Raw genomic sequence first — 14,573 nt, 5'->3', positions numbered from 1 at the left:
CGTCTCGCAGTCCTGTCCTTTCGGCGGGGGAAAGGATGCGTTGGGTGATCGCATGACGGATGGTTCCGGGGAAAAAAGGGACCGCCGTACAATCTTTTAAGGATTATGAGCGAGACCTCGGACGGATATGCATCCAGCGAAGGGCAGGGGCGGAGTTGCTACAGCGATGAGCGCGTACGGCCGGACCTTTTTCGAATTCTGCGCCATGCCGGCTTTGGCCGGGCATTTGGGCGAAAAACAGCCTGCCTGGCTATGGTCGGCCGATGGGCGGCGTGTGCTTTGGGCCAACGCCGCCGGCGTCCGGTTTTTCCGCGCCGCCTCCATGGCCGAGCTTCTGGGGCGGTCCTTGGCCGACACGGCACCTGCGCGTCGTCATCTGGAACGTCTGGCGCATGCCCCGCAGGACCGCGAAACCCTTGAAAGACTTCGTTTCTTCATTGGTGTCCGGGCCGTCCAGGTAACCGCGCATGCCCGCGCGCTTACGCTGACAAATGGCGAACAGGCGGCGCTGGTCGTCGCCACCGATACCAGGCTCGACATCGAAGACCCGCTTGCGGAGTTTTGCCGGTTGCTGGCGGGCGAGGGATATTCGGCCTTCCTGACGGACGAGGACGGAAAGGTCCTGGCAAGCGCGGGCGCGATCGAGCCGGGCATTGTCTCGCTGGAAGAGGCGGATGACGAGATTGATGTGCTGGTGCGCATCGCCGACGACCTTCACGCCGCTCGGATGGCGCAATTAAGCGATCCGGCGCCTGCCGCCTGTCTGATCATTGCCTGGGATGATGTCGCGCAGGCGAGTGCGCAGGAACCGGACGAGATCGAAGCCGAACCGGTCGCGCCGGAAGTCGCCACTGTCCCTGGCGAGGCTGGGGTCGAAACAGCGGGTAGTCCGGAGGAAGAGGCCCAGTCGGAAGATGAGGCCGCACACGACGCGCCGTCCGTGGATGGTTTGGGGTCCGAAGAGGATGTCGCGCTTTCACAAGACGAAGAAAGCGCCGGGCCTGATGCGGGGATCGTGCCCGAAGACGATATCGAAGCCGAAGTGGTTCCGATGCGCGCGCATGCGATCCCAGGTGAGGAGACTGAAGCCGTGGCCACATCCAGTTTCCCGCGCAATTTCTTCCCTTGGCCGCGCTTTCTGAAGGGGCGCGGGCACCCCCGGGATGTTGCGTCCTCCGCGGCTCAGGTGGCGCTTGCCGAACCTGACGCAGATCGGCCCGCCACCGATCTGATCGCCCAGGCGCGTGCGGCCAAGCAGATACTGATCGATCGCGAACACGAGCAGCAACTCGTCGCCACGGAACGTCTCGAAGAAGTTTCCGCAAAAGGGAGCGAGGACCAGCCAGCGGATGATCCGCATGAGGACGGGCCAGCTCTTGAGGATGCGCCGCAAGAGCCTCGTGACGCACAGGAAGTGGACGAGGTCGCCATCTTCGAGACCCCCGGTTCCGAGGTCGAGGAGCGGGATGGTCTTCAGTCAGCCGATGCCGAAACCGGCGAGACGGTGACGCTTGCAGACACTGGCGCACCGGCGATGTCCGGAGCTTCGGACGCGCCCGACGATGAAGGCGTGGCCGATGTCTTTGCTGCACCTTCGCCCGATACCGAGGCGGAGCCTGACGTGGCTGTGCTTGATCATGATGGCAAGGATCTCCCCATCGATGACCGTGAAGGCGTAGACGCCGAAGGTCGTACGCCGTCGGAGAGCCTGGTGGAGCCCGAGGAACAACCAACTCCGGCATTTGCCTTCGACAGTGATGGGCGCCCGGTGCGCTTTGTCTGGCAGATGAATGCCAGCCATGTCTTCACCGGCGTGTCGCCGGAACTCGCCCATGTGATCGGCGAGGAAGCGGCCGATATTGTCGGCCGGAGCTGGCCTGAGGTCGCCGAACGCCTCGATCTCGATCCGGAAGGCCGTGTGGCGGCCGCACTTTCGCGCCGCGACACATGGAGCGGGCTGACGGTGGAATGGCCGGTGACGGACAATCCCGTTGTCGTGCCGGTCGATCTGGCGGCTTTGCCCGCCTTTGATCGCTTCCGCCAGTTCGAGGGTTATCGCGGGTTCGGTGTCTGCCGTCCCGCCGATGCCGTCACGATGGAGCGGATGCACCAAATTCCCGCCTTCCTTGCGGAAGAAGAGGAGGCGCCCAATATCAAGGCCCCCCTTGACGCGGATCTGACGCGTGAGGCGGCAGCGCCTGCGCGAAGCGAAGCTGTTGCCATGGCCGCTTCCGCCGCCGCAATTGCAGGTGCAGAGCTTCTGGCTGACGCTGAGGTTGATAATGAAGGGGAAACCGAAAGTCGCGAACCGGACACCGCCCGCCATGAAGCGCCGGTGCCTGAGAACCCCAAGCGGCTAAGCGAAGCGCAGGAAAGTGCCTCTGACACGGAAACGGATCTTGAGGCGGCGGAGCCGAAGGATCCGCAAGGGGCTGGCAGCGTCACCGATATGCCGAAGCTCTCACAGCCAGCTCCGGCCTATGCCCATTATTCGCCGAATGCCGGACACATGCCCGATTGGGGCTTGCCGGAGGCCGCGAATTCCCAGGATCACTCCGAAAACTCCCCCTCCTCCGCACGGGATGAGGAAAATGCCGTCCCGCGCGATGAAGCCAATTCCGACAATACGGCGGCGGGGATGGATGAAAGCGACGACGCTCTGGCGTCCGATGATGTCGACGAAGTGCGCGACGAGCCGGTCGAGCTTGCCGAAGGTGAGGTTGCTGCGGTTGCGGATGACCTTTCGGAAATGGCTGAGCCGGATGAAACAAGGGGCGAGCCGGAAGACGAATCCGAGGCCCTGCAGGGCGAGCCGGACCCTGAACTGGCCGCCGGGCCCGAACTGGCAACGGAGCCTGAGCCCGAGACAGAGCCGGAACCGGTTGCCGAGGACGAAAGCCACGGCTCCGTATCCAGTGCGGATGCCACGGATGCCTCTGGCGGTGATGACACGGTCAAGGAAGCGTCCGGCGAGGAGGATGCCGCCAGTCGGGAGCATGACGCGACACAGGAGGCCGAACCGTTCCTGCCGATGGAAGGCATGTCGGTGTCTGCGCCTGAGGAACCCTCCACCGAGGGCGACGCAGTCGCGCGCGATGATGCCGACGAAATCGGAGAAGACCCGATCGCGGTTGACGGAACCGGTGGCGAAACCGGGGACGGGGCCCAGGCTGAGGCTGGAGAGAGTTTCACCGAAACAGTTGTGCGACTGGCGGAGAGGCAGGTTATTCCGCCCGACAGCCAGTTGACCCGACCGGAGCGCGAAGCCTTCCGTAAGATCGCCGAGGCCCTTGGCGCGCGGATCGACGAGACCAACGAGCCTTCGGATGATGAGGACGAGATTGCGGCCAAGGCCGTGCCTCCGATCCCCATGCCGATTGCACCGCGCCCGCAGCCGCGCGCGCCCGAGAACCGGGAGGAGACGGCGGAAGAAAAGGCCGCAGCGATTCATCCGCGTCTTCTCGATCGCCTGCCCATAGGCGTGGCGATCGTGCGCGATCGCGATGTGGAATACGCAAATCGCTCGCTTCTGAAGATGCTGGGCTATGCCGATCTGGAGGCGCTGGCGGAAGCCGGTGGGCTGGAAGCCCTGTTCGCCGCGCCTGACGAATGGCCGCCCAAGCCCGCGGGCAGCGCCACCATCGAGCAATCGCTCTGTGTGCGCGGCAGCGACGGCGCGCTCCACCCGGTCGATGCCTTCATGCACACGGTACCGTGGAAAAGCGCCAGCGCCCTGATGATTTCCCTGCGCGAAAAATCGGATGCGCCGAAGACAACGGCCGTGTCAACGGACGAGGTGGAGGCGGCGAACGAGAGGGTGGCCGAGCTTGAGGCCATTCTGGAAACCGCGACCGATGGTGTGATGGTTCTGGATGCGCATGGCCGCATCCTGTCGGTCAACCGCTCCGGCGAGGCGCTGTTCAACGCATCGCGCCAGCGCATGACAGGGGCGTTGATCACGGATTATCTGGCTCCGGAAAGCCACCGCTCCGCGCTCGATTATCTGGACGGGCTTGCCCGCAATGGGGTCGCCAGTGTGCTCAATGATGGGCGCGAGGTGATCGGTCAGCTCAGTGATGGCGGGCTCATTCCGCTTTTCATGACAATCGGGCGCATTGGCCAGCACACGAACAGGGAAAACACCAAATTCTGCGCGGTGCTGCGCGATATCACCCAGTGGAAGAAGGCGGAGGAGGAACTGACCTCCGCCAAGCGGCAGGCGGAAAACGCGTCTTCTCAGAAATCCGACTTCCTGGCCAAGATCAGCCACGAGATCCGCACCCCGCTCAACGCCATCATCGGGTTTTCCGAAGTGATGATGGACGAGCGTTTCGGGGCGGTCGGCAACGAGCGCTACAAGGATTACCTGAAGGATATCCACGCATCCGGCTCGCATCTGCTCAGCCTGATCAACGACCTGCTTGATCTGTCCAAGGTGGAGGCCGGCAAGTTCGAACTGGCCTTCGAGGCCGTGCCCATCAACGATGTGTTGCGCGACTGCGTGGCCTTGATGCAGCCGCAGGCCAATCGCGATCGGGTAATCATCCGCGCCAGCCTTCCCACATCCGTGCCCAAGGTGGTGGCCGACCCGCGCTCCGTGCGTCAGATCGTGCTGAACCTTCTCTCCAACGCCATCAAGTTCAATCATGCGGGTGGGCAGGTTATCGTCTCCACCGCACTGGAACCCACGGGCGAGGTGGTGCTCCGTGTTCGCGATACCGGCATGGGCATGTCGCGCAAGGACATCGAGGCGGCGTTGGAGCCCTTCCGGCAACTTCACACCGCGCGACTGGGCGGCGGAACGGGCCTCGGCCTGCCGCTCACCAAGGCGCTGGTGGAGGCGAACCGTGCGGGTTTCTCCATCGACAGCGAGCCCAATCAGGGAACGATGGTGGAAATTACCTTTCCCTCGCAGCGGGTGTTGGCGGAGTAGGGCCGGGCTTCATCCTGAGCCTGTCGTTTATCCGCAATCCCGCAACACGCGCAATCCGCCCCCTCTCCCATGGGGAGAGGGTTGGGGAGAGGAGATGTGATCTCACGTGGATACGGCGGGCCCGGACACCCCTCACCCGGAGCTTCGCTCCGACCTCTCCCCATGGGAGAGGTAAATGGGCCGGGCTCTTCTTCGTCGGGACGTTTGCTCGAAAGCGCGACCTTCAATTCCGCGAGAGCCGTAATCCCGCGATCCCGCAACACGGGCACTCCGCCCCCTCTCCCATGGGGAGAGGGCTGGGGTGAGGGGATGGGTTCTCTCGTGGATACGACTGCGTGGAATTCGAGTGCGCGGCCCATCCTTCGAGACGGCCTTTCAGGCCTCCTCAGGATGACGTTGTCGTGTTGATATCCTGGAGAGGTTCGCCCCACCCACAACGTCATCCTGAGGAGCCGTCGCAAGACGGCGTCTCGAAGGATGGGCCCGCTCCGTGAACGCGGAAACGAACCGTCCCGACCGTCCCGCATAAAAGAATGGGCCCTTGCGGGCCCATTCTCCTGTTCGTCACATCATCGATGGCAGCCAGGTCACGATGGCCGGGAAGGCCAGCAGGCCCGCTATCGTCACGATGTCCGCGATGAAGAACGGGATGCAGCCACGGAACACTTCCTGCACCGGGATGTCCGGCCTTACACCGGAAACCACGAAGCAGTTGAGCCCGATGGGTGGCGTGATGAGACAGAGCTCCGCCATTTTCACGACCAGGATGCCGAACCAGATCGCGCAGGCCTCACCCGACATGCCGAAGGCGCTGTCGGCAGCGGAGACGAACTCACCGCCATTGAGCGCGATCACCGCCGGATAGACGACCGGCAGCGTCAGGATCAGCATGCCGATGGCGTCGATGAACATGCCCAACACCGCGTAGGCGCACAGGATCAGCACCAGCGTCAGCATCGGATCATGCGGCAGTGTGACGATGAAGTCGCGGAAGGCATCAGGCAGCCCGGCAAAGCCCAGAAAGCGCACGTAGCAGAGAACGCCCCAGATCAGCGTGAAGATCATGACCGCCAGTTTTGCCGTCTCATGCAGGGCCTGACCGAGCTGCTTCAGGCGCATGCCTTTCCAGATGGCTGTCACCAGCACGACGAAAGCACCGAGCGATCCGGCTTCCGTGGGCGTCGCGGAGAAGTTGAAGTCGCCGATTTCCACGCCGAACAGGCTGATGAAGATGATCAGCACCACGGCAATGATCGGCAGGGTGCCGGGAATGGAGGCGAAGCGTTCGCCCCATGTGAAGCCACGGATCGGCGGTGCATCTCCGCGCCATGCCGCCATGCCGACGATGATCGCGACATAGATGAAGGCGGAGTAGATGCCGGGTACGAAGCCCGCGATCAGGAGCTTGCCGACCGACTGCTCCACCAGAATGGCGTAGATGACCAGGATGGCCGACGGCGGGATGAGCGAGGCGAGCGTTCCGCCTGCGGCCACAACGGCGGCGGACAGGCGCTTGGAATAGCCCACCGCCAGCATTTCCGGAATGGCGACGCGGGCAAAAACGGCGGCTGTGGCGACGCTGGCGCCGGAAACGGCTGCAAACCCGGCGGTTGCGAAAATGGTGCCCACCGCCATGCCGCCCGGCAGCCATCCAAGCCAGCGCTTGGAAGCTTCAAAGAGCTGGCGCGTCAGACCTGCATAGAAGGCCAGGAAGCCGATGAGAATGAAGGTCGGCAGAACGGACAGCGAGTAGGTGACGGATTTGGAATGCGGAACGGTTCCCGCCATCTTCAACGCGGTGATGACGCCCCGCTCAAATCCCATGCGCATGGAAAAGATGATGATGAGGCCGGTGACGCCCACAAAGGCTGCGGCGAAGGCAACGCGTACGCCAATTACCACGAGGACCAGCAGGAGGCCGGTCATGATCAGTCCAACTTCGAACGGCGTCATCGTGCAGCCCCCCCGTCGCGCAACGTTTCAGTTTCCTCATCACCCAGCGTATCCTCGATCTCGTGACGCGCGTGCTCGGTGACGTCTTCCACCACAGGCACGTCGATGGGTGCGCTGGAGGGATCCGCGATCAGGCGGGCATAGCCGACGAGCTGGAGAATGAGCCGGAGCGCCAGCAATGTCAGCGCCACCGGCACCACAAGCTTGGAGGGCCATGTCGGCAAACCGATATCGATCGTGCTGTCGCCGATCGACCAGGCGCGGTCGAAGTGGAACCAGGAACCGTAGGTCAGCGCCACGACTACGGTGAGAATGACCAGGACACCGATGAATTCGGCGATCCACAGGGCCCGTCCGCTCAAGACCCCCAGCAGCATTTCCATGCGGATGTGGCCGCCCACGCGCTGGCAATAGGCGATGCCAAGAAAGGTGAAAACCGCCATCGCCTGTTCTGTGATGTCGATGAAGCCCGGCACCGGTTGGTTGAAAAGTGTACGCGCGAAGATCTGCACGACAGCCAGCAGCATCAGGATCATGATGGAACTGGCGGCGATCAGATTGAAAACGTTTTCGATTTTCCCGAGCGAGCCGGAAAGCACGCTGTAGACGGGAGCCTCTTGCGACGCATTCGCGTCTCTCATCGGCTTGTCTGGTGATGTCATGCTGGATGTGTGCCCGAAGAGTTGCCTGTTTTCCTGTCCGGTTTGTCAGCCGGGAGCAGCAGGCTCCCGGTGCACCGGACTTTACGGATCTGGAGGGATGCGTTGGCCGCATCTCTCAGTGTTTTGCAGTCTGCTTGTGCTGTTTTCGAACCCGTTCTCACACCATCGTCCGCGCGTCCCTGGACGCGTCACACAAATGGGCGGAGGGAAGGGGGCTACGGCGCAGCGGACGCCGGATCGCGCTAGCCTTTCGCCCGTCACTGCAGGGCAAAAAGGCAACTCGAAAGCATGCCTGACGGGAAAAGGACCCGTCCTGTAGCGGAATGCGCGGGGCCAACAATTGAGATGCTGGCTCCGCTCATTTCAACGCGACTTAGCCGGCGATCTCGCCCTGCACCATGTCGAGCAGTTCCTGGCCGGGAATGCCCTGGGCGTTGACCTTCTCGACCCAGGCTTCCCAGATCGGCTCGGCCTTCTTGCGCAGTGCTTCCAGTTCGCTTGCGGGCAGTTCGACCTGTTCGATCTCCTGCTCCTTCAGCGTCGGCCACCAGCGATCATAGACCTTGGCGTAGGTGGCCAGGTAGTGATCCACGGCCGGCTGGACAGCGTCATCGAGGATCTTCTTCAGGTCGTCGGGCAGCGCGGCATAGGCGTCGGTGTTCATGATCACCGGGCACTGAACGGTGCCGGGGTTCATGTTGTTGATCCACCAGTCCCCAACTTCCACGGTCTTGAAGGAAAGATGGGCATGAGGCGCAAAAGAGGCGGCGCGCACGGTGCCGGACTCAATGGCCTGATAGGTTTCCGAAGCGGTGACAGAAGTCGGGACCGCGCCGATGGCACGCATCAGCTCGCCGATACCGCCCAGCGCACGCACACGCATGCCGTCGAAATCCTTGAGTGAGGTCGGTGCGTCGCCCTTGCCGAGGAAGTTATACTGCGGCATGGGCGAGGGCATCAGGGCCTGCGCGTTCCAGCGCGCCAGATCCTTCTTGACCGCCGGGTGCTCGTAGAGCTTGAACGAGAGCTTGGCCTCGGTCTCCAGATCCTTCACGCCGAGGAACGGCAGTTCCAGAACGGTCAGGCTTGGGTTCTTGTCTGCGTGGTAGGATGCGCAGATCTGCGCCATTTCGAAGGCGCCGATCGCGATGCCATCGAGATTCTCGCGCGCCTTGGAAAGAGAGGCGCCATAGCCGAGCTTGATTTCGAAACGGCCATTGGATTCCTTGGCCACCCGTTCGGCCAGGTACTCCACATGTTCGGTGAAGGCCCGGCGGTTGCCCCACAACGAGACATTCCACGTGACGTCTGCGGCAAGGGCCTCTCCGGCGATGCCGAAGGTCATGGCTCCCAGAGTGGCGGCAAGCGCCAGCTTGTGGGCTTTGATCATCAGGTGTCCTCCCAGATCACAGCTGCGACCGGCCTCCCAATTGCTTTGCCGTCGTTCCCGGTCGCCCGAACGTCAGCTCAAGATGAAAGAGCATTTCTATCATGCTGCAAGGCTATTGCGACAAAAACAAAATGAATTCCATCCCTAAATTCCCAAAAAGCCGGTTGTGACGATCCGAATGCCGCGGAATGTCGGGCCAAATTGTTATTTGAACAGAGTTTTTCATGATAATTAACTTGATAATTATCATGAAAAATATGTTCACGACGCGGTCCTGCCCCACCGGCACGGGGCCTCCATGAGGGGGAGTTCGCGCGGCATTGCCTTGGGCGCCGTAGAGCGCGCGCGGTGCGTCCCGCAATCTCTGCCGGGCATGCGTCAGAGCGAGGAAAGGACCTCAGATGGCTTCTCTGCCTGAACGGAATGTGGTCTTGTGCGCGAAAGGAGACGGGACCGATACCGGATAAGCGTCGGCTCCGCGGAGGAATGCCTGAGGAGGATGTCGCCCATGGATTTTGCGCTCACCGACGAGCAGCAGATGATTGCCGAAACCGCAACCCGGTTGGCGCAGGATCGCCTTGCCCCGCTGGCAGAACGGCTTGATCGGGGCGAGGGGCGCGACGCGTTCCTCGCCAATCTGAAGGTCCTGGCCGAAAACGGCTTCATGGGATTGAGCATTTCCGCGCAATATGGCGGAACGGAAGCGGGGTCCGTCGCTTTCGCGCTGACGGTGGAGGCGCTCGCGCGCGCCTGCGCGTCCACGGCGGTCACCACCTCGGTCACCAACATGGTGGGCGAGGTGATCGAAGCGGTGGGAAGCGAAGCGCAGAAGGAAACCTACCTGCCGCGCCTGACCGGTGGGGGCTATGCGGCAGGCGGTTTTTGCCTGACGGAAACCGGGGCCGGATCAGATCCTGCCTCCATGCGGACCCGCGCGCGCAAGGACGGCGATGACTGGATCATCGACGGCTCCAAGCTCTACATTACCTCCGGCGACTATGCGGGCGTTTTCGTCGTCTGGGCGGTGACGGATCCGGATGCAAGGCCCGGCAAGGGCATCTCCTGTTTCCTTGTCGAGGCGGGCACCCCCGGGCTTGTCATCGGCAAGGCGGAAAAGAAAATGGGTCAGACGGGCTCGGCCACCAACGAGGTGCTTTTCGAGAATTGCCGGGTGCCGGGTTCGGCCTTGATGGGCAAGGAGAACGATGGCTTCCGCGTGGCAGTGGGCGAGCTTGCGGGCGGGCGCATCGGCATTGCCTCGCTGGCGCTGGGTGTTGCGCGCGCCGCGATGGATGAGGCCAAGGCCTATGTTAAGGAGCGCCGTCAGTTCGGCAAGGCGATCGCCGACATGCAGGGCATCCAGTGGATGATCGCCGACCGGGAGACCGAGCTTGAAGCGGCTCGCCTGCTCGTCCTTCAGGCCGCCTGGCTGAAAGAGCAGAAAAAGCCCTTCGCCCGCGAGGCCTCCATGGCGAAGCTCTTTGCCAGCGAAGCTGCACAAAAGGCAACCTACACCGCGCTTCAGCTTCATGGCGGAGCGGGCTACATCCAGGACTATGCGCTTGAGCGCTACGCCAGGGATGCCCGTATCACCACAATCTACGAGGGCACCAGCGAGATCCAGCGCCTGATCATCGCGCGTGAGGTGATGAAAGCGATCTGAGCTGTTGAAGAGTGTGGCGGCCTGAAACCGGACGTTGCCGCAAGGGGACCCTTCCCCTAGGCTTCCCTCTCAAACGCAGTGGTCGATCTTGAGGGGGAGGGCCGTTCGATGCGACTTGTCCTGTGCCGATCCGCCCTTGCAGCGCTCCTGCTGCTACCCGTTCTCATGGGGGGAATGGCGCAGGCCGCCGACGATCCTGTCGCCGCTCTTGACGCCGCCAACAAAACGCTTTCAGCCAGCGAAGCCCTGGCGGAATTCGATGTTCCGGTCACCACTGGAGCGGCAGCAGGATATGTGCCGGATGCGACTTGTGCGCTCTGTCATGAGGAAAAGGCGGAGAGCTTTTCCCATGTTGCCATGAGCCGCAGCTTCTATCGCCCGCTCTCCCGGCCCGTCATAGAGGATTTCTCGAAAGGCTTTTATCACGTGCCGTCCGATCGTCATTACGAAATGGCGTTGCAGGACGGAGCCTACCTCTTCCGCCGCTACAAGCTCGCCTCTGACGGCCGCCGGATCCTTGTTTTTGAGCGCAAGGTCGACTGGATTCTCGGCTCCGGCAATCACGCGCGCATCTATATCTACCAGACAGAGGACGGCGGGCTCTACCAGCTGCCGCTCGCCTGGTACACGCAAGAAGGCGGGCGCTGGGGCATGGCGCCGGGCTTCGAATTCGCGCTCCATCTGGGCGTGGGGCGGCAGGTCCGCCGCAACTGCATGTTCTGCCACAACGCCTATCCGCAGGTCGCCGAAGGATCGGATGCTCATGGCATGCCGGAGGTTTTCCCGAAGGATCTGCCGCAGGGAATTGGCTGTCAGCGTTGTCATGGACCGGGCGCGGCCCATGCGGGCAAGGCCATGGCGGGGGAGGATGAGCCGAGCGTGCGCGCGGCCATCGTGAACCCTGCAAGTCTGCCGAAGGATCGGCTCTATTCCATCTGCTACGGGTGTCATATGCAGCCGACCTTGGCGGTGACGGGTATCCGCCGGTTCGGGCGCAACGCCTATTCCTTCCGCCCCGGCGAGCTTCTTGATGACTTGCGTATCCAGCTCGACATGACCGATCCCGGCATGCCACGCGCGGAGCGTTTCGAGATCAACCACCATCCCTACCGTCTGGAACAGAGCGTCTGCTTCATCGAAAGCAAGGGAGAGCTTGGCTGCCTGACCTGTCATGACCCGCATGTGAAGCGCACACCGGAAGAAAGGCCCGCCCATTACCGCGCCGCCTGCCTCACCTGCCACACAACCGACGCGGCAGGCTTGCCGTTGCCGACAACCGCGCCCGCCGGGAAGGTCTCCACGCATCCGGGGATAGACGAGGGAGCGGATTGCACCGTCTGCCACATGCCGCAGCGCCGCACACAGGATGTCATCGAGGTCACCATGACCGATCACCGGATCACCCGCGATCCAGGTCCCGGCGATCTGACCGCGCCCCTCGAAAAGCGGGTCAATGAGGTGGCGGGCATCGAGATGCTGCGCGCCCACGCAGGGCTTTCGGAAGAAGAGGCGCTGATGGCACGGGCCATGGGTGTGCTGCAATACACCGCTGGAAAGGCCGGATACGCCGCCGATGCGCTGGCCGCTGTGCTGGATGCCGCTCCAATGCGCTATTTCGAGCCCTGGTATGTGCTAGCCGACAGTCACATGAAGCGCCGCGATTTCGCAGGGGCTCTTGAGCCCGTTGCGCAAGCCATCCTGCGTGCGCCGAAGCACCCGGGCATCAGGGCCATGGAGGCGGTGGCCCTTTATGCGACGGGCAGCCAGGCGCTGGGGCTCAAGCGCATGGAGGCGCTGGTGGCCGGGCGTGCGGATCTTCCGCTGGCCCATTACCAGCTTGCCGTCATGTACCGCGATCAGGGCCGCGCAGACGACGCGATCGCCATGGCGCGCAAGGCGATCGCTGCCCGCTTCAACATGTGGACCGCGCACCGGCTGATCGGCGAGCTGGAGATGGAACGCGGAAACTGGCTGGCCGCGGCGGAAGTATTCAGACAGGCGCTCATTATCGAGCCCGACGCCGCGCGCGCTCGAACGGGGCTGGTAAGGGCGCTGAAGAAACTCGGCCGCAACGAAGAAGCCGCGCTTTACGATGCCGGCACGGCCGATGCCAAAGGTGCGCCGGACGGGGAAGGCGATGTGCAATAGAGCTGGTCAGAAGCCACGTGCAAACGTGACGCTGATCCTGTTGTAATCGCCGAAGTCGCTCGTCACCCCGATTTCACCCTTGGCGATCAGGCGGCCGTCGGGCCTGACCGCACGCAACTCAAGAAGCCCCGTCGTGTAGATGTCGAGGGTCCCCTCTGTGTTCATTTGCATCTCACTCTCCGCCATCAGCTTGGCGCGGAAATGAAAGGGGGCGTCATCGGCAAGAGGGATGCCGCGCTCATAGGCCAGGGATGCGCCTGCCATCAAATAGGAATAGTCGGAACCCGTCGGGTCGATCCGCGAAAGCCCGCCGAGTTTCAGGCCCGGAATTAGGAAATCCTGCCGTTCATAAGGCCGATCAGGGTGGAGCGAGGCGAACTGTTCCGCGCGGACATCCGCACCGGCAATCAGCACGGTCTTGCCGCTTGCCTGAAAGGCGGTGAGGTCGGTCAGATAGTCGAAGCCGAGCCGGACTTGTGGTGTGATCCGGGTCGTGCTGTCGAGCCAGTAGGAAAAGCCCGGTGCGATCTGCAGGCCGAAGGCATCTAGGCCGGTGTGGCGCGAATACCCGGCCCACCCCTCAAAGACCAGATCGACCGAATCGGAGAAGAAACTCTCCCGGCGAAAGGGTATGGAGACTTCGGGAGCCGAATGAATGGCGCCGGGGCGATGCGCATAGCCGATGCCGATTTCAAACCGGGGGCGGTGGTCGGCGTAGGGGCGTTTTTCCGCCGCGTTGACGGTCCCCCCCTGCAGCAAGGCAGGGCCTGCCACGCATATTACCAAGGCGGCCATGGCCAGAGGCCTTGCCGCAAGACGCGCCAACACCGTCCTTCGGAGCACCTCACCTCCCGTGTTTTCGCTCCCGACAAGCGCAGATGTCCCATCTTGTCAGAATGCATCGTCATTTGTACGAGGTTTAATGAAACCTTAACAGGGGGGTATTACGCAATGCCCGTTGCCAAGAAAACCCGAGCCGCCTACCGTCCGCGCCATGCCTCGATATGATTTCCGAATGCCCCGTCTCTACCATCAGGCCGATCTCGCTGAGAGCAGCGCGATCGAGCTCGATCGGGCACAGTCTAACTATCTCCTGAATGTGATGCGTCTGAAGGATGGTGCGGGTGTTCTCGTCTTCAACGGACGCGACGGCGAATGGCGCGCCGAGATCGCGCAAAGCGGACGCAAGGCCTGCCTGTTGACGCCTCGCGAGCAGACGCGTGCGCAGACCCCATTGCCGGATCTGGTCTATTGCTTTGCTCCGCTGAAACACGCGCGGCTCGACTACATGGTCCAGAAGGCAACAGAGATGGGGGCGGGGGCGCTGCTGCCAGTCATGACGCGGTTCACCCAGTCGGGGCGGATCAATCTGGATCGGGCTCGCGCAAACGTGATCGAAGCCTGCGAGCAATGCGGCGTCATCGCCGTGCCGGACGTCCGTGAGCCGGTAACACTTGACCGTCTTGTCTCCGGCTGGCAGCAAACGGATCCTGGCCGCCGCCTCGTCTTCTGCGACGAGGGAGAGGAGAGCCAGAACCCGCTTGACGCGCTCACCGGCCTTGGACCTGGCCCTCTGGCGGTGCTGATCGGCCCGGAAGGCGGTTTTGCGGAAGAGGAACGGGATTTGTTGCGCAGGCAGGATTACGTCACGCCCATGCCTCTGGGGCCGCGGGTCCTGCGTGCAGATACGGCCGCTGTTGCCGCCCTGGCGATCATGCAGGCGAAGCTGGGCGACTGGCGCTGACAAGCCGCCAGCCATGTCTTGCCTGCGCGTACGGAAGAACCTTGCGGGAGGTGTCTCGCACCAAATGGCGACTGGCATTC

At 62.8% G+C, this 14,573-nt stretch carries 8 protein-coding genes; 4 read left to right on the top strand and 4 right to left on the bottom strand.

The features are described from left to right. The first annotated feature begins 166 nt into the window (after positions 1 to 166). Positions 167 to 4,933, top strand: coding sequence for an ATP-binding protein (locus ABGM93_RS10970; RefSeq protein WP_321499367.1), 4,767 nt, complete (start codon positions 167 to 169; stop codon positions 4,931 to 4,933). Between the two features lie 564 nt (positions 4,934 to 5,497). On the opposite strand, the gene ABGM93_RS10965 is transcribed toward ABGM93_RS10970, so the two are convergent. The 3 genes from ABGM93_RS10965 to ABGM93_RS10955 all read right to left on the bottom strand — a co-directional run bounded on the left by ABGM93_RS10965 (position 5,498) and on the right by ABGM93_RS10955 (position 8,938). Beyond that, the gene (locus tag ABGM93_RS10965; RefSeq protein WP_321499365.1) at positions 5,498 to 6,886 is read right to left on the bottom strand and encodes a TRAP transporter large permease; all 1,389 of its coding nucleotides are present in this window, start codon (positions 6,884 to 6,886) and stop codon (positions 5,498 to 5,500) included. After that, on the bottom strand, positions 6,883 to 7,527 hold the full coding sequence (locus tag ABGM93_RS10960) for a TRAP transporter small permease (RefSeq protein ID WP_321499363.1): 645 nt from the start codon (positions 7,525 to 7,527) through the stop codon (positions 6,883 to 6,885). The genes ABGM93_RS10965 and ABGM93_RS10960 overlap by 4 nt, the downstream gene beginning before the upstream one ends. Positions 7,528 to 7,921: 394 nt before the next feature. Beyond that, positions 7,922 to 8,938 (bottom strand): C4-dicarboxylate TRAP transporter substrate-binding protein, encoded by a 1,017-nt coding sequence (locus ABGM93_RS10955; RefSeq protein WP_321499361.1) that lies wholly within the window; start codon positions 8,936 to 8,938, stop codon positions 7,922 to 7,924. 508 nt (positions 8,939 to 9,446) lie between these two features. Here ABGM93_RS10955 and ABGM93_RS10950 point away from each other — a divergent pair. Together ABGM93_RS10950 and ABGM93_RS10945 are read left to right on the top strand one after the other, a co-directional pair. Next, positions 9,447 to 10,601 carry an acyl-CoA dehydrogenase family protein gene (locus tag ABGM93_RS10950; RefSeq protein ID WP_321499359.1) on the top strand — a complete coding sequence of 385 codons (1,155 nt, stop codon included), beginning with the start codon at positions 9,447 to 9,449 and terminating at the stop codon, positions 10,599 to 10,601. A 108-nt stretch (positions 10,602 to 10,709) separates the two neighbouring features. Next, positions 10,710 to 12,749, top strand: coding sequence for a cytochrome c3 family protein (locus ABGM93_RS10945; RefSeq protein WP_321499357.1), 2,040 nt, complete (start codon positions 10,710 to 10,712; stop codon positions 12,747 to 12,749). A 6-nt stretch (positions 12,750 to 12,755) separates the two neighbouring features. On the opposite strand, the gene ABGM93_RS10940 is transcribed toward ABGM93_RS10945, so the two are convergent. Next, a complete protein-coding gene (locus ABGM93_RS10940; RefSeq protein ID WP_321499355.1) occupies positions 12,756 to 13,592 on the bottom strand; it encodes a hypothetical protein in 837 nt (278 codons plus the stop codon). 172 nt (positions 13,593 to 13,764) lie between these two features. On the opposite strand from ABGM93_RS10940, the gene ABGM93_RS10935 reads away from it, so the two are divergent. Further along, complete coding sequence (locus ABGM93_RS10935; RefSeq protein ID WP_321499353.1) at positions 13,765 to 14,493, top strand: 16S rRNA (uracil(1498)-N(3))-methyltransferase; 729 nt, start codon at positions 13,765 to 13,767, stop codon at positions 14,491 to 14,493. Positions 14,494 to 14,573: the final 80 nt, after the last annotated feature.

The organism is Breoghania sp., assembly GCF_963674635.1.
GTDB lineage: Bacteria > Pseudomonadota > Alphaproteobacteria > Rhizobiales > Stappiaceae > Breoghania.
The sequence above is the reverse complement of the archived record's forward strand: the minus strand, read 5'-3'. Positions and strand labels throughout refer to the sequence as shown.

What these genes read in the sequence shown, in the direction of transcription:
- ABGM93_RS10960 (WP_321499363.1), bottom strand. Translation starts at nt 7,527, where the DNA reads ATGAGAGACGCGAATGCGTCGCAAGAGGCTCCCGTCTACAGCGTGCTT.
- ABGM93_RS10965 (WP_321499365.1), bottom strand. Translation starts at nt 6,886, where the DNA reads ATGACGCCGTTCGAAGTTGGACTGATCATGACCGGCCTCCTGCTGGTC.
- ABGM93_RS10935 (WP_321499353.1), top strand. Translation starts at nt 13,765, where the DNA reads ATGCCCCGTCTCTACCATCAGGCCGATCTCGCTGAGAGCAGCGCGATC.
- ABGM93_RS10950 (WP_321499359.1), top strand. Translation starts at nt 9,447, where the DNA reads ATGGATTTTGCGCTCACCGACGAGCAGCAGATGATTGCCGAAACCGCA.
- ABGM93_RS10970 (WP_321499367.1), top strand. Translation starts at nt 167, where the DNA reads ATGAGCGCGTACGGCCGGACCTTTTTCGAATTCTGCGCCATGCCGGCT.
- ABGM93_RS10945 (WP_321499357.1), top strand. Translation starts at nt 10,710, where the DNA reads ATGCGACTTGTCCTGTGCCGATCCGCCCTTGCAGCGCTCCTGCTGCTA.
- ABGM93_RS10955 (WP_321499361.1), bottom strand. Translation starts at nt 8,938, where the DNA reads ATGATCAAAGCCCACAAGCTGGCGCTTGCCGCCACTCTGGGAGCCATG.